General features: G+C 62.4%; 22 protein-coding genes and 3 pseudogenes. 9 read left to right on the forward strand and 16 right to left on the reverse strand.

Translation table 11 applies throughout. From position 1 onward, the window contains the following. Positions 1-65: 65 nt before the first annotated feature. Positions 66-620 (forward strand): recombination regulator RecX, encoded by a 555-nt coding sequence (gene recX / locus NGR_RS00160; RefSeq protein WP_012706114.1) that lies wholly within the window; start codon positions 66-68, stop codon positions 618-620. Positions 621-660: 40 nt separating this feature from the next. Here recX and NGR_RS00165 read toward each other — a convergent pair whose 3' ends face one another. The 5 genes from NGR_RS00165 to NGR_RS00185 all read right to left on the reverse strand — a co-directional run bounded on the left by NGR_RS00165 (position 661) and on the right by NGR_RS00185 (position 5,808). Next, complete coding sequence (locus NGR_RS00165) at positions 661-1,128, reverse strand: group III truncated hemoglobin (RefSeq protein WP_012706115.1); 468 nt, start codon at positions 1,126-1,128, stop codon at positions 661-663. Positions 1,129-1,502: 374 nt separating this feature from the next. Then, positions 1,503-3,008: a tripartite tricarboxylate transporter permease gene (locus tag NGR_RS00170; RefSeq protein ID WP_164923772.1), complete on the reverse strand. Its 1,506-nt coding sequence runs from the start codon at positions 3,006-3,008 to the stop codon at positions 1,503-1,505. Between the two features lie 10 nt (positions 3,009-3,018). Continuing rightward, on the reverse strand, positions 3,019-3,480 hold the full coding sequence (locus NGR_RS00175; RefSeq protein ID WP_012706117.1) for a tripartite tricarboxylate transporter TctB family protein: 462 nt from the start codon (positions 3,478-3,480) through the stop codon (positions 3,019-3,021). Positions 3,481-3,836: 356 nt separating this feature from the next. Further along, a complete protein-coding gene (locus NGR_RS00180) occupies positions 3,837-4,814 on the reverse strand; it encodes a tripartite tricarboxylate transporter substrate binding protein BugD (RefSeq protein ID WP_012706118.1) in 978 nt (325 codons plus the stop codon). Between the two features lie 202 nt (positions 4,815-5,016). Then, positions 5,017-5,808 carry a pseudouridine synthase gene (locus NGR_RS00185; protein ID WP_012706119.1) on the reverse strand — a complete coding sequence of 264 codons (792 nt, stop codon included), beginning with the start codon at positions 5,806-5,808 and terminating at the stop codon, positions 5,017-5,019. Positions 5,809-6,075: 267 nt separating this feature from the next. Between NGR_RS00185 and NGR_RS00190 the strand changes: the two genes are divergently transcribed. From NGR_RS00190 to cax, 3 genes are all read left to right on the forward strand, one after another. Next, positions 6,076-7,497: a DUF3300 domain-containing protein gene (locus NGR_RS00190; RefSeq protein ID WP_012706120.1), complete on the forward strand. Its 1,422-nt coding sequence runs from the start codon at positions 6,076-6,078 to the stop codon at positions 7,495-7,497. 21 nt (positions 7,498-7,518) lie between these two features. Next, positions 7,519-8,484, forward strand: a complete 966-nt coding sequence (locus NGR_RS00195) for a DUF2950 domain-containing protein (protein WP_012706121.1) — start codon at positions 7,519-7,521, stop codon at positions 8,482-8,484. 81 nt (positions 8,485-8,565) lie between these two features. Next, complete coding sequence (gene cax, locus NGR_RS00200) at positions 8,566-9,711, forward strand: calcium/proton exchanger (protein ID WP_012706122.1); 1,146 nt, start codon at positions 8,566-8,568, stop codon at positions 9,709-9,711. Positions 9,712-9,737: 26 nt separating this feature from the next. Here cax and NGR_RS00205 read toward each other — a convergent pair whose 3' ends face one another. Together NGR_RS00205 and NGR_RS00210 are read right to left on the reverse strand one after the other, a co-directional pair. Further along, positions 9,738-10,190, reverse strand: coding sequence for a potassium channel family protein (locus NGR_RS00205; RefSeq protein ID WP_012706123.1), 453 nt, complete (start codon positions 10,188-10,190; stop codon positions 9,738-9,740). 119 nt (positions 10,191-10,309) lie between these two features. Beyond that, positions 10,310-11,482 (reverse strand): site-specific integrase, encoded by a 1,173-nt coding sequence (locus NGR_RS00210; RefSeq protein ID WP_164923773.1) that lies wholly within the window; start codon positions 11,480-11,482, stop codon positions 10,310-10,312. A gap of 70 nt (positions 11,483-11,552) precedes the next feature. On the opposite strand from NGR_RS00210, the gene NGR_RS00215 reads away from it, so the two are divergent. After that, the gene (locus tag NGR_RS00215) at positions 11,553-11,831 is read left to right on the forward strand and encodes a type II toxin-antitoxin system Phd/YefM family antitoxin (protein ID WP_012706125.1); all 279 of its coding nucleotides are present in this window, start codon (positions 11,553-11,555) and stop codon (positions 11,829-11,831) included. A 226-nt stretch (positions 11,832-12,057) separates the two neighbouring features. Here NGR_RS00215 and NGR_RS00220 read toward each other — a convergent pair whose 3' ends face one another. Further along, positions 12,058-12,477: a type II toxin-antitoxin system VapC family toxin gene (locus tag NGR_RS00220; RefSeq protein ID WP_012706126.1), complete on the reverse strand. Its 420-nt coding sequence runs from the start codon at positions 12,475-12,477 to the stop codon at positions 12,058-12,060. After that, a complete protein-coding gene (locus NGR_RS00225; RefSeq protein WP_012706127.1) occupies positions 12,477-12,716 on the reverse strand; it encodes a type II toxin-antitoxin system Phd/YefM family antitoxin in 240 nt (79 codons plus the stop codon). Before NGR_RS00225 ends, NGR_RS00220 begins: the two co-directional genes overlap by 1 nt. A gap of 396 nt (positions 12,717-13,112) precedes the next feature. Here NGR_RS00225 and NGR_RS00230 point away from each other — a divergent pair, with 396 nt between their 5' ends. Continuing rightward, a complete protein-coding gene (locus NGR_RS00230) occupies positions 13,113-13,433 on the forward strand; it encodes a hypothetical protein (protein ID WP_012706128.1) in 321 nt (106 codons plus the stop codon). A gap of 290 nt (positions 13,434-13,723) precedes the next feature. Here NGR_RS00230 and NGR_RS00235 read toward each other — a convergent pair whose 3' ends face one another. After that, positions 13,724-14,587 (reverse strand): TOTE conflict system archaeo-eukaryotic primase domain-containing protein, encoded by an 864-nt coding sequence (locus tag NGR_RS00235; RefSeq protein WP_012706130.1) that lies wholly within the window; start codon positions 14,585-14,587, stop codon positions 13,724-13,726. Positions 14,588-15,113: 526 nt separating this feature from the next. Here NGR_RS00235 and NGR_RS00240 point away from each other — a divergent pair. Beyond that, positions 15,114-15,731, forward strand: coding sequence for a type IV toxin-antitoxin system AbiEi family antitoxin domain-containing protein (locus NGR_RS00240; protein WP_164924022.1), 618 nt, complete (start codon positions 15,114-15,116; stop codon positions 15,729-15,731). Then, positions 15,724-16,592 (forward strand): annotated as a pseudogene (locus NGR_RS00245) (nucleotidyl transferase AbiEii/AbiGii toxin family protein). Before NGR_RS00240 ends, NGR_RS00245 begins: the two are co-directional and overlap by 8 nt. A gap of 212 nt (positions 16,593-16,804) precedes the next feature. Here NGR_RS00245 and NGR_RS00255 read toward each other — a convergent pair. The 6 genes and pseudogenes from NGR_RS00255 to NGR_RS00285 form a co-directional block, all read right to left on the reverse strand. Beyond that, positions 16,805-17,163: pseudogene (locus NGR_RS00255) on the reverse strand (nucleotidyl transferase AbiEii/AbiGii toxin family protein); the annotation flags it as partial. 84 nt (positions 17,164-17,247) lie between these two features. Then, positions 17,248-17,517 carry a hypothetical protein gene (locus NGR_RS00260; RefSeq protein ID WP_164924023.1) on the reverse strand — a complete coding sequence of 90 codons (270 nt, stop codon included), beginning with the start codon at positions 17,515-17,517 and terminating at the stop codon, positions 17,248-17,250. A 207-nt stretch (positions 17,518-17,724) separates the two neighbouring features. Next, a pseudogene (locus NGR_RS00270) lies at positions 17,725-18,651 on the reverse strand (hypothetical protein). Next, positions 18,648-18,968: a hypothetical protein gene (locus NGR_RS00275; RefSeq protein ID WP_012706136.1), complete on the reverse strand. Its 321-nt coding sequence runs from the start codon at positions 18,966-18,968 to the stop codon at positions 18,648-18,650. The pseudogene NGR_RS00270 and the gene NGR_RS00275 overlap by 4 nt, the downstream one beginning before the upstream one ends. A gap of 8 nt (positions 18,969-18,976) precedes the next feature. Next, positions 18,977-19,354, reverse strand: coding sequence for a type II toxin-antitoxin system VapC family toxin (locus NGR_RS00280; RefSeq protein WP_012706137.1), 378 nt, complete (start codon positions 19,352-19,354; stop codon positions 18,977-18,979). Further along, positions 19,351-19,641 carry a type II toxin-antitoxin system Phd/YefM family antitoxin gene (locus NGR_RS00285; RefSeq protein ID WP_012706138.1) on the reverse strand — a complete coding sequence of 97 codons (291 nt, stop codon included), beginning with the start codon at positions 19,639-19,641 and terminating at the stop codon, positions 19,351-19,353. Before NGR_RS00285 ends, NGR_RS00280 begins: the two co-directional genes overlap by 4 nt. 753 nt (positions 19,642-20,394) lie before the next feature. On the opposite strand from NGR_RS00285, the gene NGR_RS00290 reads away from it, so the two are divergent. Beyond that, positions 20,395-20,994: a BON domain-containing protein gene (locus NGR_RS00290; RefSeq protein WP_012706139.1), complete on the forward strand. Its 600-nt coding sequence runs from the start codon at positions 20,395-20,397 to the stop codon at positions 20,992-20,994. The last annotated feature ends 164 nt before the right edge of the window (positions 20,995-21,158 follow it).

Below are 21,158 nucleotides of genomic sequence, written 5' to 3' on the forward strand. Positions count from 1 at the left end.
GTAGGGAGCGCGGAGGATTTGCCTCGACGCACTAGGTCGTGAACGAACGGGAGATCAGGCTGGACTTGGACGAAGAGACGCAGCAATCCGACACGCCGACGCCGCGCATGTTCGCATGGGCGCGCAATTCGGCCATCTATCGCCTCGAACGGCGGATGCATACGGAAAAGCAGCTCTTCGACGCCATTTCGCGAAAGGCCAGGCAGGAGTTCGACAAAATCAGCGACGCGCAGGTCAAGGCGCTCGCCGACTCCGCCGTGAAGTTCGCCTCTGACAACCGGGCGCTCGACGATACGGCCTATGCCGAAATCAAGGCCCGTTCGGGCATGCGTGGCGGCAAATCGAAACGTGCAATCGCGCAGAATTTGTCGCAGAAGGGTGTCGCCAAGGATACGGTCGCGGCCGCCGTCGCCGAGGCGGATGACCTTTACGCGGCCCTCGTCCTTGCCCGAAAGCGCGCCTTCGGGCCGTTCCGGAAGTGTGACTCGGACGAAAAGCGAAGGTCGAAGGAGCTCTCCGCCTTTGCCAGGGCAGGCTTCGGCTTCGAGATCGGCAAAACGGTTTTCGAGATGTCGGTCGACGATGCCGAGGAGGCATTGGCCGCCGGCCGCCATTTCTAGCCGTCTGCCGGCACGATCTCTTTCGGCCGAAAAGCCTCGATCAGGCTCGCCTCAGCGCCGGGTCGTCGAGTGCCGGATTGTAGAAGAGCGAAAGCGTCAGGCTTCGCGCGATACGCTCCGCCGTGGCCATGAACCAGACCTTCGCCTCATTGTTGGGGGCAATATCCTCAAGCGTTGCAGCAAAAAGCTCCAGCCATTTCGGGAAAAGCTCCGGCGTCATGTTGGCGACGCCAAGATGCGCCTGGACCGGCTTTCCCCCGTAGGCGCCACTGCGGAAGGCAATGGCGGACCAGAAGCTCTTCATCTTCTCCATATGTTCAGGCCAGCGTCCCGAAAGCCTGGCGTCGAAGACCGGCCCGAGTTCGGGATGTGCCAGCACGCGGCCATAAAATGTATCGACCAGGGTGCCGATGAAGGCGGCGTCGACCCCGATCGCGCTCATCTCTTCTTCCGCGCTTTCGCGGATCGCTGCTACATGAGCAGCGCGGCCCTGCAATTCGTTGTTCATTTCAAGCTCCGGCTTTGCTGGCCTCATATAAGCGTTGCAAATGCGGCATCAAAGACGGTAACCGCCGATTGCGGCAATCTGTCAGACGAGGTCGGGTTCTGCGTCCCGCGCAATATCGCTTGCCTGCTTGCTTCGGCTCCGGACGAGACGCTCGTGGCAGCACGAATACCGGCTTGAGCAACGGACGCTCGCGCAGAGCCTAGACCGGCGGCGGCCTTCGTTGCGTCCGATGTCAACCTACCGTTGAAAAAAAGGCGCCAGGAGCGAGGCGGCGGGAAAGAGAAGACGGCGCATGCCGTCATGGTGGCCGATATAGCATGCGGCCCCGCGCCTGGGGAGGCACGGGGCCGCAACGGGTTGCAAGAGAGGCCTTCTCAATCCTCTTCGACGAAGACCTCCTCGCGCTTCGCCTTGACGCTCGGCAGGAACACGACGACGAGCACGATGGCAGCGATCAGCAAGAGGACGGCGCTGATCGGCCGGGTGACGAAGGTGGTCGGGTCGCCGCGCGACAGGATCATGGCGCGCCGAAGATTCTCCTCGAGCAGCGGCCCGAGCACGAAGCCGAGCAAGAGCGGTGCCGGCTCGCAGCGCAGCTTCAGGAGCAGGTAGCCGATGAGCCCGAAGAAGGCGACGGCGTAGAGGTCGAAGACGTTGGAATTGACGCTGTAGACCCCGATCGAGCAGAAAGCCATGATGATCGGGAAGAGCACGAAATAGGGGATCTTCAGAAGCTTCACCCAGAGCCCGATCAGCGGCAGGTTCAGGACGACGAGCATCAGGTTGCCGATCCACATCGAGGCGATGATGCCCCAGAAGAGCGCCGGCTGTTCGACCGCGACATTCGGGCCGGGCACGATGCCCTGGATGATCATCGCGCCGATCATCAGCGCCATGACCGGGTTGGCCGGAATACCGAGGGTGAGTAGCGGGATGAACGAGGTCTGGGCGCCGGCATTGTTGGCGCTTTCCGGGCCGGCGACGCCGGCAATGGCGCCGCGGCCGAATTCCTCGGGCCGGTCGGAGAGGCGCTTTTCCACCGTGTAGGAGGCGAAGGCGGCGAGGATGGCGCCGCCGCCGGGCAGCACGCCGAGCGCCGAGCCGATCACCGTGCCGCGCACGACAGGCGCGAACATCCGCTTGAAATCCTCTTTCGTCGGCAGAAGCTCGCTGACCTTCGCCATCAGGACTTCGCGGGTCTTTTCGCTTTCGAGGTTGCGCAGGATCTCGGCGATGCCGAAGACGCCGACCGCGAGCGCCACGAAGTTGAGGCCGTCGGCATACTCGCGAATGCCCAGCGTGAAGCGCGGCGTGCCGGTATAGATGTCGGTGCCGACGAGGCCGAGCAGCAGGCCGAGCGCCACCATGGCGAGCGCCTTGACGACCGAGCCGTGCGCCAGCGCGACGGAGGAGACGAGGCCGACGATCATCAGCGAGAAATATTCGGCGGCGCCGAATTCCAGCGCGATTTCGGTGAGCGGCGGCGCGAAGAGGGCGACGAGGAAGGTCGAGACCGTGCCGGCGAAGAACGAGCCGAGCGCTGCGACCGCCAGCGCCGTGCCGGCGCGGCCGTTGCGGGCCATCTGGTAGCCGTCGATGGCGGTGACGGCGGAGGAGGATTCGCCCGGCATGTTGATCAGGATCGCCGTGGTCGAGCCGCCATATTGGGCGCCGTAATAGATGCCGGCGAGCATGATCAGCGACGAGACCGGCTCGAGCTGGAAGGTGATCGGCAGCAGCATGGCGATCGTCGCCGTGGCGCCGATGCCGGGAAGCACGCCGATCAGCGTGCCGAGGAGCACGCCGATCAGGCAGAAGAGGAGGTTCGCCGGCGAAGCGGCGGTGGCAAAGCCGAGGGCAAGATTGCTGAAGAGATCCATCATCCGTCTCCTAGAACCGGACCCAGGGGCCGAAGCGTTCGAACGGCAGGTTGAGGCCGTAGCTGAACACCGCGACCGAGAAGATCGCCAGCCCCAGCGAGACGGCCAGCGCCCAGAGCGGCTTCATGCGATGCGAAGCGAAACAAGCGATCAGCGCCGTGAAGAACACGGCCGGCACGAAGCCCAGTCCCCGTACCGTCAGCCCGAAGAAGATCGGCGCCGGCAGGATGAAGAGCATGCCGCGGATGGCGATCGGCCCCATCGGCTCGTGGTTCACCCGGGCCGACTGCACCAGGATGACGACGCCGAGCAGCGTCAGCACGACGGAGAGCAGCAGCGGGAAATAGCCGGGGCCCATCCGGAAGGCGGTGCCGAGCTCGAGCCCGAAGGACTGCCAGGCGAAGAAAAGGCCAACGGCCGTCAGGATACTCCCGCACAGCGCGTTGGTGGCATCGAAGGAGATGGCTTTCATCTTGTCCCCATTTTATCGTTCGAACGCGGCCGCCAGCGTCCTGATGGCTTGGCCCTGATGTCTGGGCGATGTCCTCGCATTTTGCCGGCTCAAGCTCCTGCATGTTTCCTCGAAACGGAGCCGGTTCAAGGATAAGAACATGAAGGACTTCAAAGTGCTACAGCGAAACGTCTTGCGTCTGGAAAGACGCGCGGCGCCGTAGCGGGCCGAGAGCAAGTTGACGGCTGTCAACTTTGCCGGCCGCCGGTCGAGTTCTCCGACCGGCCGCTGCCCCACAGCGCGGCCGGTCGGAGGCGATGCCGCTTTCGTCCCGCTCCCGGTTGGAGAACGGATCGGCGGCGGCTCGCGGGAGCCGATTAGTCGGCGTACTGGCCGGCTGCCTCGATCACCGGCTTCCAGCGGGCGATCTCGCTTTCAAGCTTGGCCTTCAGCGCCGCCGGGGTCGCATCGGCTTCGCTCGAAGGTTCGGTGCCGAGCTCTGCGAAGCGGGCCGCGACGTTCTCGTCCTTCAGAGCCTTCTGCAGCGACTTCGACAGGCGATCGGTGACGTCGGCCGGCGTGCCCTTCGGTGCATAGACGCCGTGCCAGATGCCGACCTGGAAGCCCTTGAGGCCGGCCTCTTCAGCCGTCGGCAGGTCGGGGAAGATCTTCAGGCGCTTCGGCGAGGTTGTGGCATAGGCCTTGATCGTGCCGCCCTGGATCTGCTTCGTGGTATTGGTCGTCTGGTCGCACATGATGTCGACCTGGCCGCCGAGCAGATCGGTCATTGCCGGGCCGGTGCCCTTGTAAGGCACGGTGGTGAGCGGCGTCTCGATGGCGCTCATGAACATCATGCCGCAAAGATGCGACGCCGCGCCGATGCCGGCATTGGCGACCGTCACCGTATCCTTGTTGGCCTTGGCGTATTCGATCAGGCCCTTGAGGTCGGTCGGCTCGAAGTCCTTGCGGGCGACGATCGTCATCGGCACTTCGGTGACGAGGCCGACATATTCGAAGGCGTTCAGCGTGTCATAGGCGAGCTTGCGGTAGAGCGTGGCGCTGGTCGCCATGCCGATATGGTGCAGCAGGATCGTATAGCCGTCGGGATCGGCCTGGGCGACGCGGCCCGCACCGAGCGTGCCGCCGGCGCCGCCGACGTTCTCGACGATGATCTGCTGGCCGAGATCCTTCGACATGGACTCGGCGACGAGGCGGGCGACCGTGTCGGTCGGGCCGCCGGCCGAGAAGGGGACCACCATGGTGATCGAGCGCTCCGGATAGGTTTGGGCGCTGGCCGAAGCGGCAAACAGCGAAACGGCGGCGGCGGCGCCCAGAAGCGCGTTCAAAATTTTCATCTTTTCCTCCCGGATGACGTGTCCACCAGCCGGCACGGTTCCTCCCGCCGGTTCTGGTTGCACCCATTAGCAAACGGGATTTTACCACAGACAACCGCTCTCAGCGGTCGTTTTGCGCATTTCCCGCAGGAGCGGCGGGGCGATGGGTGGATTTGGAAACAAAAGCGCCTGGCTATGGGTGGATTTCCACCCATCGAAACGATCAGGAACCGGTATGTCGCCGAAGATACTGGACCTCCGCCTCGCTCAGGGGCCGGCTCGCCCCCTTGGGCAGGTCGCCGAGACGGATTTCGCCGATCGAAACGCGAACGAGCCGCAGGCATTCGAAACCGAGTGCATCCAGCATGCGGCGGATCTGCCGGTTGCGGCCTTCCTGAAGCTCGACCTCGATCCAGGAGTTTTTGTCGCCGCTCCTCAGGCGGCGGACGTCGATCGCCTTCAGCATCTCGCCGCCCTCGCTGACGCCGTCCATCATCGCCCGCGCCGCGGCCTCGTCGAAGAGGCCGCGAACCTGGACGTGGTAGGTCTTGCCGAGATGGGTGGCGGGATCAAGCAGGCGTTGCGCCAAGACGGTGTCGTTGGTGAAGAGCAGCAGTCCCTCGCTCGCCTTGTCGAGCCTTCCGACCGGCGACATGAAACGGGCATCGACCTTGCCGAGGCAATCGAACACCGTCGGCCGCCCTTCCGGGTCGTCGCGCGTCGTCACCAGGCCGCGCGGCTTGTTCAGCATCAGATAGATCCTGGCCTCGGCCGCGACCGGAGTGCCGTCCACGGTGATCCGGTCCCGGTCGATGTCGATCCAAAGCGAGAGGTCGGTCGTCTTCCGGCCGCCGACGCTGACGCGGCCCTCGGCGATCAGCCTTTCGGCCTGGGTGCGCGAACAGTAGCCGAGCTTGGAGAGCGCCCGGGCAAGCGTCACGCGCTTGCCGGCAGCGCCGTCGTCAGCCTTCGTTCCGGCGCGTTTCGTGTCTGGCGAGGGGCGGCGCTGCTTCACCCGTCAAGTCTCCGCGCTTGCTGCATTCAAACCGCTGCAGCCTCCTCCGTGCGCCTCTCGAAAAGACGCGCTGCTGCCCGGTGTCTCTGGCCCATCAGATACAACCGGAGTCAAGGGGCCGGACCCGAAAATCTTTTGATTGCGACGCTTTGAGAGCAAGACCACAAGTGGTAGTCTTGCTCCAGACTTGTTTGAGGGGCCGTCTCGGAAAGGCGCTGTTTCCTGAAATGCGAGCGCTTTCTCCGACGCTTGAGGGAGTCGCGTATCATGCACAAGTCCGTTCTGGGGGGACTCGTCGCCCTGGCCGCATCATCCCTGCTGCAGATCGACGGCACGCCGCTCTCTTCGGCAGCGCTGGCACAGCAGGCAGCCGCACCGTCAACGCCCGCTCCGCCCGCGGAGCAGCCGGCGGCGCCCGAACCGCTGACCGATGACGAACTCGAGGTGCTGGTGGCGCGCATCGCGCTCTATCCGGACGAACTGGTAGCACTCGTCTCTGCGGCGTCGCTCTTTCCCCTGCAGATCATCGAGGCGGAACGGTTTCTCGAGGCTCGCAAGAAGAACGCCGAGCTGAAGCCGAAGGAAAGCTGGGACGGCAGCGTCATCTCGCTTTTGAACTATCCCGAGATCGTCAAGATGATGAGCGAGGATCTCGAATGGACCCAGGCCTTCGGCGAGGCGATCGCCAATCAGCAGAAGGACGTGCTGATCGCCATCCAGCAATTGCGCGACGAGGCGGTCGCCAAGGACATCATCAAGACGGACGACAAGATGAAGGTGGTCGAGGAGGGCGACAACATCATCATCCAGTCAGCGAGCCCCGAAACCATCTATGTGCCGCAGTATCCGCCCGAGATGCTCTACGAGCCGGGTTACATGCCGGCACCGATCGATTATTACGACGATCCCTATCCCGCCTATTGGTATCCGGGCGCAGCCTTTTTCGCCGGTGCGGTCACCGGGGCGATCTTCGGCGCCATCGTCGACTGGGACGACTGGGGTGTCTGGGGCGGGCGCTGGGACGGCGACATCGACGTCGACTGCAACAAATGCTTCAACAACATCGACTTCGACGGCAAGCTCAACTTCAACGACATCGACTGGAAGAATGTCGACCGCAGCAAGCTCAGCTTCGACCGCGACCAGTTCAACAAGTTCGACCGGACCAACATCAAGAACAACATCAAGGCCAGGGGCGACAACAACCTGCGCAACCGCGCCGCCGAGATCAACCGCGACCGGCCGCAGGCGCGCCCGGGTGGTGCCGGGGGTGGCCAGCTGAAGGACGTGCGCAAGAGCACGCTCGAAGGGCTGAAGGCCCAACCGAGACGGGACGCATCGGCACGGCCAGGAACGCGTCCCGGCGGCGGGCAGGCGGCGGCAAGGGCGAAGGCCGGCGACCTAAAGCCGAGCGTCAACCGGCCGCAGGGCAAGAAGTCCTCCGTCAACCGGCCGGCCGGCAAGAAGAAGATGGCCTCGAAGGCGCAGAACCGGCCGAGGAAACCGTCCGGTCTCGGCAACGTCAATTCCGGCCGGCGCGAGGTCGCTTCGTCACGGCGTGGCGGCCACAGCATGGGCGGCGGCCATCGGGGCGGCGGACGCCCGCAAATGAGCCGCGGCGGCGGCGGCAGGCCGCCAATGGGCCGCGGCGGCGGTGGCCGCGGTGGCGGGCGCGGCGGCAGACGTTAACCGGACGATGGGAGAACGACCATGAGCAAGCTCTTTCATCCTCTTCTCCTGGGACCGGTTCTTCCGGGACTGGCGATCGGGCTCACGCTCGCCGTTGCGTCCATCGATCTGGCCTTCGCGCAGGTGAAGCCGCCGGAAAACATCGAGGACTACGCCGCAGCGGAGGATCCACCGGTATTCGACGATCCGGCCAAGGCGGTGGAGGCGCTCAAATCGGCGCTTGCCGCCAATGATTTCGACGGGGTCGCCAAGCTGCTCGGGCTCGACGCGGCAAAGGTGAGGACCGGCGAGGACGCGATGGAGACCTTCGCGCAGATTCGCGAGGGGGCGGCCCGCAATGTCCGGGTGCGCGATCTCGAAGGCCGCAAGATCATCGAGATCGGCGACCGGCTCTGGCCGCTGCCCTTCCCGATCACCAAGGGCGAGGACGGCAAATGGGCTTTCGACACCTATGTCGGGCTCGAGGAGATCGTCAACCGCCGCGTCGGCGAGAACGAGCTCCAGGCGATCGAGACGGCCCGCGCCTATGTCGAGGCGCAGAAGGACTATGCTTCGGTGGACCGCGACGCCGACGGTGTGCTCGAATATGCCCAGAAGCTGATCAGCAGCCCGGATCAGACCGACGGGCTCTTCTGGCCGGCCGATCAGGGCGACGGTGAAAGCCCGGTCGGCGACGCGATCAACGAGGCCGCTTTGGAAAAGGCCAAGGCCGGCGAGGGCTATTTCGGCTATCGCTACCGCATCCTGACCTCGCAGGGCGACAACATCGCCGGCGGCCGCTATGATTATGTCATCAACGACAACATGATTGCCGGCTTCGCGCTGATCGTCTGGCCGGTGACCTATGCCGAGACGGGCGTCAAGACCTTCCTCGTCAACCAGCAGGGCATCGTCTACGAACGGGATCTCGGGGCCAGCACCGCGGCGATCGTGCCGTTCATCGACCGCTTCGACCCGGACGACACCTGGACGGTGGTGAACGATTAGGCCGGCAAACCGGCATCGGGCGGAAGCGCAGACGATTTTCCTCGCCTCGAGCGGAGCCCGCAGCTCATCCGGGGAAAGTCAATGCACAATTTCGAGGAACGAGGCGCCGCCGCGCCACCACGCTCTGCCATTGGAGCCGCCATCGCCGAGTTTCGACGAACGCCCCTCCTTGCGCTCATCGTGTTCGTGCCTGTCGTCATCCTGCTGGAGCGGGTTTCGCCCGAGGCGCACACCCTGCTGTTTCTCCTTTCGGTCGTAGCTATCGTGCCGCTCGCCGCACTGTTGAGCCGTGCGACCGAGGCGGTCGCCGCGAAGACCGGAGACGCCGTCGGGGGCCTGCTCAACGCCACGCTCGGAAACCTGACAGAACTGGTGATCTCGCTTGCGGCCCTGCAGGCCGGGCAATATCTGCTGGTCAAGGCATCGATTGCCGGTGCGATCGTCACCAACACCCTTTTCATGCTGGGAGGCGCCTTTCTCGTCGGTGGTCTCAAGCACCACCTGCAGGAATTCAACAGGGTGAACGCGCGCTTCCAGGCGAGCCTGTTGTTCCTCGCGACGATCGCCATTCTGGTGCCCTCGCTGATCAGCGAAGTGGATCGCGCGCCCGCGGCCGCCTTCTCGCAGCAGCTGAGCCTGGGGTTGGCAATTCTTCTGATCATCGTTTACGCGCTGGGCATGTTGTTTTCGCTCAGGACTCACCGCGAACTTTTCGCCAGCAGCGGCCACGCCGAAGAGGAGGAGAAACCCTGGCCGCTTCCGGTCGGGACCGTCGTTCTGATTGTCGTCACGCTGCTGGTGGCGATGGTCAGCGAGATCTTCGTCGGCTCCGTCCAGGTCGCCGCCCAGCATCTCGGGATGACGCCGGCCTTCGTCGGCTTCATCGTCGTCGCCCTGGTGGGCGGGGCGGCGGAAATGACGTCGGCTTTCTCGGCGGCGCGCGCAAATCGCCTTGACCTAAGTGTCAGCATCGCATTGGGCAGTGCCGCGCAGATCGCTCTTTTCGTGGCCCCGGTCCTGGTGCTCGTCAGCTATTTTGTCGGTCCGGCGCCGATGTCCCTGCAATTCTGGCCCGGAGCGGTTGCGATGATGCTGGTCGCGACGATGGCCGCAACGCTGTTGTCGAATGGCGGGCGCGCGGCCTGGTATGCGGGCGTCATGGCGCTGGCGGTCTATGCCATCTTCGGCTTGACGCTGTTTCTCCTGCCGCCCGGAGCGCCGTCGTGACGGCAGCGCCGTGTTGCTGATCGCAATCAGCCCTTCGGGTCGCCGTCATCCATTGCCTGCGGATCGGTGCGGAAGTAGAGGCGCTGGATGACGGCCATCATCAGAGCCGTTGCCCATCCGAAGATGATCCAGCCATTGATCGCCTCGAAGGTCGCGACCTGGCGCCAGTCCCTGTCGAGAACGATGTCGCCGTAGCCGACCGTCGTGAAGGTGACGGTCGAGAAGTAGAGGGCGTCTTCAAAGCTCGGAAGGGCCTGCGCAAGATAGTAGAACGCTGCCCAGAGGCAGACATCGAACAGGATCGGGATGATCAGGTAGATGACCCAGGCCACGGTGACGAGAGTCGGATAATGGCTAAGGAAATCAGGCCGGTCCTTCTCCATCTGCCGGAAGGCCCGCAGTCCGGCGGACATGAAAAATGCCTGAATGGTGACCGTTGCCGCAATCAGCCCACCCGCGATGGCCAGCCGCAATATCACTGACGCCTCCACAAGCTGGCGGAGCGCGCGCTTGCCTCCGCTTCAGCCCTTGGTTGCCACTGTACCAAAGGCCCTGCATTAGATTGAACGATATAGCCAGGGCCCAGGCAATACGCGCTTTAGACGATCAGCCTGGCTGCCCGGCCCTGTTTACGTTCAGCATAATTGTAATAGCTCGCCGCCTGGGTCACTGACTTGTGCAGCGACTGCTCCATTGCTTCCGGGAGCGGAATGCCGCGATTGGCCGCCTCGGTTAGATAGCCGGATCTTAGGCCATGCGCCGAAAACAGCGCCGGGTCGAGCCCGGCCTGCCGGCAGCGGCGCTTCAGGATCAGGTTGACCGATTGGGGCGTCAGCGGCCGCCGGTCGACATTACCCCATTGATCGATGCGCCGAAATACCGGCCCTTCCTTGATTGCAGCTTCCGACAGCCAACGTTTCAGAGCGCTCGCCGGACGACCGATCAGCAGCACATGTTCGCTGTCGTCGCGGGTCGTCGTTTTCGTGCGGCCGAGACGGATCGACAGGCATGGCAGGGGAGGGGAGTTCTTGTCGGCCGGATCGGCGCGCACCGGTTCCTCGTCAACGAGATCCTCGACACGCAATCCCGCCACTTCCGACCGCCGACGGCCGCCGGAGGCAAAGGCGGTCAAAAGCAGGGCCCGGTCGCGCACGTCGACCACCCGCTCGCCGGCGCAGGTCCCGAGCAATTGCGCCAGGATATCGACGGTCACCGCCTTCCTGCTCTTCCTCTGCCGCGGCCGATTGCTCGCCTTGACCGCCAGCCTGAGGGCGCTTTTCAGCGAGGGCGCGCCAAAGGCGCCGGTCAGACCGCGCCAGCGGGTGAGGATCGACCACGAGGTCAGCCGCCGCCGCACCGTGCCCGGTGCGTGCGGTCCTTGCGTTTTCAGCAGCCGCTCCGCGCGCAATTCGGCTTCGACCTCAGCCGGCATGCCGTGGCTCGGATCCTCGGCGCGCTTGACCGGGTCCCAGAGGTGGTGGGCGACGAATTTCAGGATCAGCGCTTCCGGCGCTGGCCAGGGGAGGGGGGTACCGGTCGCAAGCCGGCACCAGGCCTCGAGATAGCCCAGATCGGAGGCGAGCGCCCTGAGCGTATTTTCGCCCATGCCCTCAGCTGCGAGATGCTTCAGCGTTGCGACGTCGTCGTCGGTCAGCAGCCCGGCGAGCTGGTCGCGCCGGCCGAACGGCAGGATGGCGTCGAGAGCGTCGAGCTCCGCGCGGCGATGCACCGCTTGGCTGTCCGACGCCGCAACTCTATGTTTGTTGATCATGGATTCAGCCACCGACGCTCTTGTGGGCATTCCGGAAAATCCGTGTGTTGCGGAAAAGAGGAGCATTGAAATGGCGTCCACCGTGACCGAGGCGGCGGTTTCCAAGAATTTCCCGGCCTACCAGGATGCCGCCGAGCGCGAGCCGGTGATCATTACCGAGAATGGCCGGCCGCGCACCGTGCTCATTGCCTATGAGGATTATCTGCGGCTGTCGCGGCGTGACCGTCGCGTCGAGACGACGGCGGACCTGAGCGACGCCGACCTCGCCGCCGTCGAAAAGTCCGAAATGGAGCCGGGCCTCGAGCACCTCAATGCCGAGTTGCTGACGGACAAGCATGCTGCCGACTGAAATCAAGGTCGGCCACGTCTTTCAGAGCTTTCGTGTAGGTCGCCGGCGATCATCTCGGCAAGCCGTGCTCGTCATACAGTCCGTCGTGAGCGGAGCTCGCTCCGACCGGGGCTGCGCGCCTACCCTCGGCCGCCAGATCGCACACCCCTTTAATGTCCGGCTTGTGTGATCACGCAGGCGGGACGCACGGTCGGCGTTTCGGTCATCCTGGCAAGTAGAATTCGGATCAGTGCTCATGCTCAAGTGGACCCACTATCTTCAAGCCTTCGCCGCGTGCGGCGGCGGCCATCCTTCGATCGACCGTCGCAAGCGGCAGCTCAGTCGATTTCGCCAGCGCGACGTAGCTCGCGTCGTATCCCGAGAGACCATGCTTGAGGGCAAGATCAACGACGGAGACGTCATTGCCGAAGCCGCCGTCCTGCAACGGCAATCCGCGCAGGCTCAGTGTCATGGCGAGCGCTGAGCCGGGATTCACCCGGCCGCGTCGCTCCGCCATGACGAAGAGGTTGCGGACTTCGAACCAGAACAGCGCAGGCACCAGGCCCGGTGCGACGGCGAGCGCCGCAATCAGCGTCTCGGCGGCCTCGCTTTCCTCATCGGGAAGAAACCAGCTGGCAGCGATCGAGGCGTCGAGGACGAACGACATTACGCACGGCCTTCATCGCGCCAGGCGCGGATCTCTTCCTGGGTAACGGGTTTGGCCAGCGCCCGCATCGCCCGGATCTCGGCGATTGCCGTCTCTATGGAGCTTTCCTTGCGAATGCGCGACAGTACGGCAATCGGATCATTGCCACGGGCAATGATCACCTCCTCGCCGGCTTCGACGCGCGCCAGCAGTTCGGAAAGATGCGCCTTGGCCTCGGCGACCTTGACGGTCACGGTCATCGTCGGTTCTCCATGGTTGCGCGCGCTCGGCGAAAGCAGTGCCAGAAGCCCGCGGTTCGACCTTTGCTCTACGATAGATGCAAATCTGCAGATGGTCAACGGGTGGACCATCTCACTATCGATACTTGAAACCTATCGATAGTGAGGCGTCGCGGTAGATGGCATCCGGATGACGGAAGTAACATTGCGGTTACTTCCGTTTACAGATTTTTACCCGCAATATCATATGGTTCATGATTCATGAATGAGGTCCGAACAAGGACTGCTCGAAGGCGGGTGAAGCCGATAGGGTGGCGGCGCTGCCTCAACGGGCTGAAATGATGTTGTAGGTAGCTGTTGACCCGCGTTGCATTGGTCGGTTTTCACAGCGACGATTGCTCTGGATGGAGGCCCAGAATGCACGGCATTAACCTTGACGACTTGAGCGAAACGGAGCTGATCGCCTTGCACGATGCGGTCGTCGATCGGCTCCGGTTTCTGCATCAGCAGAAGACGACGCATGCCTTGCTTGAACTGGCGATCGGCGAGCGGGTGATGTTCGAAGACAATAGCGGCCAGACGCAGGCTGGAATCGTCATCCGTCGAAATCGCAAGACGGTGACGGTGCACGGCGACAATGGCCGGCAATGGAATGTTTCGCCACAGCTCTTGCGAAAGGAAAAGCAGGCAGTCGCCGCTCAAGGTGGCAAGCTGGTGCCGTTTCTGCGGAAAGGGTGACCGTCAGGCGGGGCATGCCCACGAGGTCGGCCAGCGACGGTATTTTTGATCCGCCGGTTGCGAGACCAAGACAATCACCGAGATAGCGGTGAAACGACATACGCGACAGGTCTTCATGCGGCCGAGCATGACGTCGCGGGCAATACGGCCGTGGAGGCTGTTGCGCCACAGAAGATCTTGCGCCTGGTGACGAAAGCCCGCAGGTCGTTCTCGGAGGAAATTCTGAACTTGCCGTTTTCACGCGGGGACCGGGTCGCCGTGAACCAGCGCACTCCACCCACACGGCGCCGCTACTCGATCATGTAGCCCAGCGCCCGATAGCCCGCGCGACGCTTCGCCGCCATCCGGGCCAGAACCGGGACGGTGTCATCGACATAATCGACGACCAGGACATCCTTCTTGCCGTCATGCAGACGATGCAGACGGCCGACATACTGCGCCAGGGTTCCCTTCCAGGCGATGGGCATCGTCAAGAACAACGTGTCGAGTCGGGCGTCATCAAAGCCTTCGCCGATGTAGCGGCCCGTCGCGATTATCAGCCGCTCCTCGTCATCCGAGACCCGCAATGCGGCATTGGCCAGTTTTCGGTCGCTGGCTGACATGCCGCCGCGCAGGACCGCGATATTCTTTACGAAAGGCGCGAAGCGCTGCTGAAGGTAATCGAGATGATCCTTCCGCTCGAAACACGTTTCGTCTTGAAGCAGAGGATAAACCCCGGCGATGAAGTCGCCGAAACGGCCATCGCCGCCACGCAGGTGCTTTTCGATGATATCGGCGATGGGTGGAATGAAGGCCTGATGCGGGCACTCTCCACATTTCACCTTCGGTTTGCCGCAGATCCCCTTCGCCCATTCGTTGGAGCAGGCCGGCGAATATCCTGAGCGCCCGGCCTTTCTGTTTTCCCATCGAACGGGAAAAACATCGGGGCGCCCAGCAAACAAACGGCGAAACAGCTCGATCTTCTCGATCGATGGCGAGTTGTTGGTGACCGGCGCATCGGTAAAGGACGACCGTTCAGCCGCGCGACTACCGGATGCCAGCTTTTGCTCGAGCTCTTCCAACACAAGCTCAAGCTCCGCGCGCTCGGCGTCGAGATCGGCTAAACGACGCCGAATGCGCGTAATCTCTTCCGAAGTTTCATCCCAACCCGCCAACGCCGCAGTCCCGTCCCAAGAAGTTCCCTGCCATGCGGGCAACATAGAGCAAAGGCAGCTCATGCTTAAGGGCCGCAACGTGCAAGCCGCGCCTAGCGCTCGGCCTGGGGGGTCTTACTCTCGGGGCACCGGAAAAATCGACTGCAAATGTGTAGCCAGCCAATTAATATTGGCTCAAATGGCCGAGCACTGTACCTCAGTAAGTGATTGATACGGCAGTCTTATCAGTCAGTATATGATCACGACAGGCCGTGTGGTTTCTTGCAATTATGATAGCAAAAAGCGCTCAGGTGATGTAGCTTCGTATCCATGAATTCGCTCACCGCCGCTACTGTTTCTGCCTCTGTGGTCCCCGGCTGACGTCTTCGGGCCTGACACAGTCACCCGACCTGTCCGTTGTCGATCGTCGAGGCGCTGATTTTTTGCTTCATGGCCACCGCCCGCGCTATTTGAGGGCTTTATCGAGCTTGTGAGCGGTGATACAATTCCTCGGACAATGGTTTCCACGATCCGAGTTTTTGTATCAATGACTGGCTCCGCGACTCAACGTCAAATCGCCCGGACCGTGCTCATCGAGCGCGGCATAGCACGTCTGGCGGAGCTTCGGAACGCTGGTGTGACAGCGGCCACAATGAGCCGAATGGAACGGGATGGCGAAGTTCTGCGGCTTGCTCGTGGTCTCTATCAACTTCCCGATGCCGAGCTCGATGCCAACCATAGTCTCGCAGAGACCGCCAAGCGTGTTCCGAAAGCCGTCGTCTGCCTTGTCTCAGCTCTCGCATTTCACGGCCTCACCGATCAGCTGCCGAGACACGTGTGGCTTGCCATTGGCCGCAAAGACTGGGCTCCGAAACCAGATGGCACACCTATTCGTATCGTGCGCTTTACGGAGAGCCTGCTCCACGATGGGGTCGAAACGCATCTGGTCGAAGGCGTTCCTGTAAAGGTCTTTCGAGTCGCCAAAACAATTGCCGATTGCTTCCGCTATCGCAGCAAGATCGGTCTTTCTGTGGCGATCGAGGGACTTCAGGAAGCACTGCGGCAGCGCAAGGCCACGCCCGGCGACATCGCCAACCAGGCCGAACGTGGTGGTGTTGGCACCGTGATCCGCCCCTATCTCGAGGCACTGACCGCCAATGGCTAAGGAAATCAGAAATGTTGGCGCCTCGGTGCGGGCCCGCCCCCTGCAACTCTCCAAGGCAAGCGGGCAAAGCTTTGATCTGGTTCTGACGCGTTTTGCCCTCGAGCGGTTGCTGTTCCGGCTCAGCCAGTCACCCCATGCCGGTCGCTTCGTGCTGAAGGGCGCTATGCTGATGATGAGCTGGTTCGAGGATCCGCACCGCGGCACGCGCGATCTCGACCTTCTGGGCTTTGGCAGTCCCGAACCGGACCTGATGCTGGGCACATTTCGGGAAATCCTGGCGCAGCAGGTTGACGATGGTGTCATGTTCGATGCCGACACCCTGAGGGTGGATCGCATCCGTGAGGAGCTTGAATATGGTGGGCTCCGGCTACGGGCGGTCGCTTCGATCAGCGGCGCCCGGATCAACCTGACGATCGACATTGGCTTTGGCGATGCGCTTGAGCCCGGGGCGGAGATGCTGGACTATCCTTCTATGCTGGATTTCCCGGCGCCACGACTTCGGGCCTATGCGCGGGAGACGGTCATCGCAGAGAAGTTCCAGGCGATGGTCATGCTTGGGCGTGTGAACAGCCGGATGAAGGACTTTTACGACATCTGGATTCTCAGCAGGTCCTTTGATTTCGATGATGACAGGCTGGCGCGCGCAATCACCGCCACCTTCGAGCGCCGCGAAACGCCGATCCCGGAAGACCTACCGGATGCTTGACGGATGCTTTGGCTAAAGACGAGCAAAAGCAAAGGCAATGGCGCGCTTTTGTCGAAGGCGTTGCGCACGATCCGGGGGATCTGACGAACGTCATCGCGGAGATTGCCGCATTCCTGATGCCGCATGCTATTGCAGCCGCGAAGCTGGGAAAATAATGAGCTTGGCTTCAGACCGTTGGACTGTGGAGCATCGACAAGTCGGCTAAGTTGGCCGGCCATCGGTATAATGCGTCGTCATTTTATCCCCCTTATATCAGGGAGCGTTTGCTTTTATCCAGTTTTTGTCGGAATTCGAAGCCTGCTCGTCATGTGATATAAATGAAAACAACAAGATAGAGGCTGAAATCGAGAACGACTTATATCATTGCCATAAGCCGACATGGTATCGCGGCACCCCGGTAGTAAATCTTCTTTGCGATGATTTCTGCGGGAGTCTCAAGCAGAACGTCTCTTCCGCGCACCTCTGCTTTCACCGTCGGGTTGTCGGTCAGGCTAGCGGCGCAGATGAAGTCGATTTCACCGACATTTTCGAAGACGATCTTTAATGTCCTCGATCCGTCGGACTCATAGCCGACAGGGCTGATGTCGAGCGTGTAGCCTGTGTCTTCGGATTCAGATATGGCAGGACCTGTGGGTCATCGAGGAATATGTCGACATCAAAGCTCTCACGGTGATCGATCTGGAGCATTAGGGCCGTGCCGCCTCCAAAAGTCCAACCGTCGATCAATGTGAGTTCGGAGTTCGCTTGATCGAAGATGCGCCCAGCCTGCTCAAACAGGTCACCCCATCTGCTGGCTGGGTGTTCAATCACCTACGCCGCTCGCGCCAAAGGAAGCAGGTAGCCCGCAAGGGCCGAGAACTCCCGTGCCAGGTTGGCGGCGATCGATGGATCAACGTGCATCTCGTCCAGGAATGAGTTCTGAAGGTCCTCGTCCACTTCGGAAAAGAAGGAGAATGCCGAGGGATCGAAATCGACTGCGCTGGCAGGATCAGAAATCTTGGAGGCCAACTGCTCAGCCGAAAGCGCCGTCCCGTAAGGGGCGTTGACAGTGGACAGAACCTTTACTGCAACGACCGACATCTTTCCCACTGCAGAACTTCTTAGATCTTTATATACCGCGACGATGACTGCGAAACAAGGATCGCGGGTTGGAGAGGTCAGTTCCACCGTGTCGGTGGAACTGCGTCGGCCGCCGACCGGCACGATAGATCCCAGACGAAAGCGGAGCCGGCAGAATGGCAGTCGCTTGAGAGGCGAGCCGATACATTCTCCGGCGCGTTGCCACGCCTAGACGATCAGCCGGGCCGCTCGTCCATTCTTTCGTTCCGCGTTGTTGTAATAGCTCGCCGCCTGCGTCACCGACTTGTGCAGCGATTGCTGCATCGCCTAGGGCAGCGGAATGCCGCGGTTGGCCGCCTCGGTCAGATAGCCGGATCTGAGACCATGCGCCGAAAACAGTTCCGGATCGAGCCCGGCCTGCTGGCAGCGGCGCTTCAGGATCAGGTTGACCGACTGCGGCGTCACGTTGTCGGCCGACCCGCAATCGCGCCACTTCCGAGCGCCGACGGCCGCCGGAGGCAAACGCGGTCAGGAGCAGGGTCCGATCGCGCACGTCGACCAGTCGATCGGAGGCGCATGTTTCGAGGAGCTTTGCGAGCACCTCGCCAGTGACTGCCTTCGTGCTCTTGCGTTGCCGGAGCCGGGCGCTCGCGCGAACGGCAAGCCGCAGCGCGGACTTGAGCGATGGCGCGGCAAAAGCTCGGTCAGACCGCGCCGGAGCGTGAGGATCGACCAGGTGGTCAGTCGCCGCCGCACCGTCCCTGGCGCATGCGGGCCGTCGGCCCTGAGCAGGCGCAGGGCGCGCAATCCGACCTCGACCTCGGCCGGCATGCCGTGGGCCGGATCCTCGGCGCGCTTTGCCGGATCCCAAAGGTGGTGGGCGAGGAACTTCAGCAGTAGCGATTCCGGCGCCGGCCAGGGGAGGGGGGAGCCGGTCGCCAGCCGGCACCAGGCCTCGAGATAGCCGAGGTCGGAGGCGAGCGCCCTGAGCGTATTCTCGCCCATGCCTTCCGCTGCCAGATGTTTCAGCGTCGCGACGTCTTCGTCGGTCAGCAGCGCGGCGAGCTGGTCGCGCCGATCAAACGGCAGGATGGCATCGAGCGCGTCGACTTCCTCGGCGCGGCTGGCAATCGACGTCGATGGCGCGACAGTCATCGCGGCAGCCCGTCTACGTCATAGAGATCATCGTGCGCCGACGTCATATCATGTTCCCGCCCCGGCTTGCCTTCTGCAGCGAGGATCCATACGTCGTCGATCGAACCTAATTTTCCGCCCTCAACCAGCTTGCTGGCCGGCCCTGTGTGGGGAAGGGTTTCTGCGGATTCATTTGAAAGGAGATCCTCGCTCTGTGAGAGGCGGCGAGCTGAGCTATAGGCCGCTCGCCCCGGCACACAAACGTCTTGCCGGAAAGCCAGATCGATCAGCTCTTCCAAGCGTTCTGCCGCCTCGTCGACCTCAATCAATATCTTCATCGGCTTGCCTACCAGACCCGCTCATGCAGCACCCCATCGAAAGCGCTGTCGAGCGAAACAAACGTGCAATGCTCCAGCCGCGTCTGGGCGGCAAGAAGGCGGTCCCATGGGTCGCGGTGATCCCAGTCGAAGCTTGCGGCCAGTTCGGCATGCAGATCGGTGATGGCAAGCGTCTGCAAGCCGCTGGCTGTGACGGCGGCGCGCAACTCCTGTGGCTTGAGGTCGAGCTTCTTCAGCCGCATCTTGTTGTCGAGCTCGTAGAAGGAGACGGCGCTGACGAGGATCGTGTTGGCCTTGTCCTCGATCAGCGATCGTGCCCGCAGGGAAAGGCGGTCGCTGCCGATCGTCCACCAGTAGACCGCGTGGCTGTCGAGCAGCATCTTCATTTGGAGGGGTCGCGGTCGTTGGATTTGCCCTGCCAGACGCCGACATCGTCGTTCCAGTCACCGGCGTCGATCGCGGCCTGTTCGGCGTCGATTTCGTCGAACAGATCGTCCGGCAGACCACGCTGGCGCAAGAGGCCGAACGGGCGCTTGCCGCCGTCGGCCGGACCGATGCGGGCATAGACTTCGTTGCCGCGCATGATGATGATTTCCTCGCCGTGGTTGGCGCGTTCGAGCACCTCGGCGAAATGCTTGCGGGCTTCGCTGATCTTGTAGGTGATCTGGGGCATCGCAACCTCCGGCAATTTGGCGCGTGAGGCAGCATAACATCGCTTCGCGGGGCGTACAATGGTATTGTACGCGTCACTATCGATACTTGGTCCCTATCGATAATGAGACGGCGCGGAAAATGGCGTCCGGGTGACGGAAGCTAGAGGCAATTTTGGTTCCGAGAAAAGGATATCGCTAATTCATATAGTTAATGATCGGCTAACGGTGACCAAGACGCTGCGTTGAGGGAAACGGGGTGTGGCTTCTACTTCTGGACTTCAATTGAAGCCGCAAGCTGAAAATTGGGTCTTCGTAAAAGCCGCTGCAAAAAGCGCCACTACTGTTCCCAGAGTCCACATTCCCGAGCAGGGGAGGGATCGATCCAAACCCGCGGAACACCGGCCCGGGTCTAGGTTTCCGCTCAGTCGGCCTTGAAGCCGATACCATCGAGTCCGGCCGTTCAGCCCGCACAGACCCGAGAAGCTTTGCTCGACCACAAAACGTGGGCGAGCGAGGTTCCTCGCGCACCCCGCAAGGCACCGCTCTCGTCCAGAGAGGAGAGATCATGCCTGCCACAACGCTTCTCGCTACATTCTCCTTGCTTTCTCGATCGGCTTCGCTTCGTTCGATCCCGGGCCGGACCTCCCCTCACGTGCAAATTGTCATTCCGCTTGGAAACTGACGGTCGTCATGGTCCGAAGGACGCCTCCGTCGCTTGAATTTCGGGCGGTAAACCTGGCGCGAACGCAGCCAAAATGCATGGAGAAGAAGCCATGAGGACCGACATCGACATCAAGCAGGACGTGGAAGGCGAACTACACATGAATCCGGATATTGATGCCACCGATGTGGCGGTCGCTGTGAAGGACGGCGTCGTCACATTGACCGGCTATGTCCGCAGCTACAGCCAGAAATGGGAGGCCGAGCGAACCGGCAAGCTCGCCATCGGCGTCGCTGGTGTCGTCAACGACATCGAAGTCCGCCTACCGGTCTTCGCCCAGCGGCCCGACCCGGAAATCGTGTGCGATGCGGTAGCTGCGATCCAAGCCGAACTGCCCTATTCTTCAGAGCATATTCGCGTGGTCGTGAGGGACGGGTGGCTGACGCTCGAAGGCCGAGTCGATTGGGACTACGCGCGTGAGCGCGCGGAGAGTGCCGTAAGGCGGGTACGAGGCGTCAAAGGCGTCTCCAGCCTGATCCAGGTCACGCGGGTTGCTCCCTCCGAGGTGAAGCGGAAGATCGAGGAAGCGTTTCGCCGCAATGCCGAACTCGACGCAAACCGCATAAAGGTCGAAACCGATGGCGGCGTGGTAACGCTGCGTGGAACGGTTCGCTCATGGGCCGAGCGCGAGGAAGCGCAAGCGCAAAACTGAATGGCTCCGGGGTGCGCGGTGGAGAACCTGCTCACCGTCGGCATGTGAGCGGGCCAGGTTCATGGTCCGGTACGGACGGACAGGGAGGTGCGTGAGGTCGGCTTCGAGCCGCTCTCGAGCATTGCCACCGGGTGGGCGATCAGTTGTCTCACACCATTTTCGAG

Origin of the sequence: Sinorhizobium fredii NGR234 (genome assembly GCF_000018545.1) — a bacterium.
GTDB lineage: Bacteria > Pseudomonadota > Alphaproteobacteria > Rhizobiales > Rhizobiaceae > Sinorhizobium > Sinorhizobium fredii_A.

Coding starts and splice junctions, on each gene's coding strand:
- NGR_RS00165 (WP_012706115.1), bottom strand. CDS start 1,128: ATGAACAACGAATTGCAGGGCCGCGCTGCTCATGTAGCAGCGATCCGC.
- NGR_RS00240 (WP_164924022.1), top strand. CDS start 15,114: ATGACTGGCTCCGCGACTCAACGTCAAATCGCCCGGACCGTGCTCATC.
- NGR_RS00195 (WP_012706121.1), top strand. CDS start 7,519: ATGAGCAAGCTCTTTCATCCTCTTCTCCTGGGACCGGTTCTTCCGGGA.
- cax (WP_012706122.1), top strand. CDS start 8,566: ATGCACAATTTCGAGGAACGAGGCGCCGCCGCGCCACCACGCTCTGCC.
- NGR_RS00215 (WP_012706125.1), top strand. CDS start 11,553: ATGGCGTCCACCGTGACCGAGGCGGCGGTTTCCAAGAATTTCCCGGCC.
- NGR_RS00225 (WP_012706127.1), bottom strand. CDS start 12,716: ATGACCGTGACCGTCAAGGTCGCCGAGGCCAAGGCGCATCTTTCCGAA.
- NGR_RS00180 (WP_012706118.1), bottom strand. CDS start 4,814: ATGAAAATTTTGAACGCGCTTCTGGGCGCCGCCGCCGCCGTTTCGCTG.
- NGR_RS00260 (WP_164924023.1), bottom strand. CDS start 17,517: ATGTCGGTCGTTGCAGTAAAGGTTCTGTCCACTGTCAACGCCCCTTAC.
- NGR_RS00275 (WP_012706136.1), bottom strand. CDS start 18,968: ATGAAGATATTGATTGAGGTCGACGAGGCGGCAGAACGCTTGGAAGAG.
- NGR_RS00220 (WP_012706126.1), bottom strand. CDS start 12,477: ATGTCGTTCGTCCTCGACGCCTCGATCGCTGCCAGCTGGTTTCTTCCC.
- NGR_RS00280 (WP_012706137.1), bottom strand. CDS start 19,354: ATGAAGATGCTGCTCGACAGCCACGCGGTCTACTGGTGGACGATCGGC.
- NGR_RS00285 (WP_012706138.1), bottom strand. CDS start 19,641: ATGCCCCAGATCACCTACAAGATCAGCGAAGCCCGCAAGCATTTCGCC.
- NGR_RS00230 (WP_012706128.1), top strand. CDS start 13,113: ATGCACGGCATTAACCTTGACGACTTGAGCGAAACGGAGCTGATCGCC.
- NGR_RS00170 (WP_164923772.1), bottom strand. CDS start 3,008: ATGGATCTCTTCAGCAATCTTGCCCTCGGCTTTGCCACCGCCGCTTCG.
- NGR_RS00210 (WP_164923773.1), bottom strand. CDS start 11,482: ATGATCAACAAACATAGAGTTGCGGCGTCGGACAGCCAAGCGGTGCAT.
- NGR_RS00290 (WP_012706139.1), top strand. CDS start 20,395: ATGAGGACCGACATCGACATCAAGCAGGACGTGGAAGGCGAACTACAC.
- NGR_RS00175 (WP_012706117.1), bottom strand. CDS start 3,480: ATGAAAGCCATCTCCTTCGATGCCACCAACGCGCTGTGCGGGAGTATC.
- NGR_RS00190 (WP_012706120.1), top strand. CDS start 6,076: ATGCACAAGTCCGTTCTGGGGGGACTCGTCGCCCTGGCCGCATCATCC.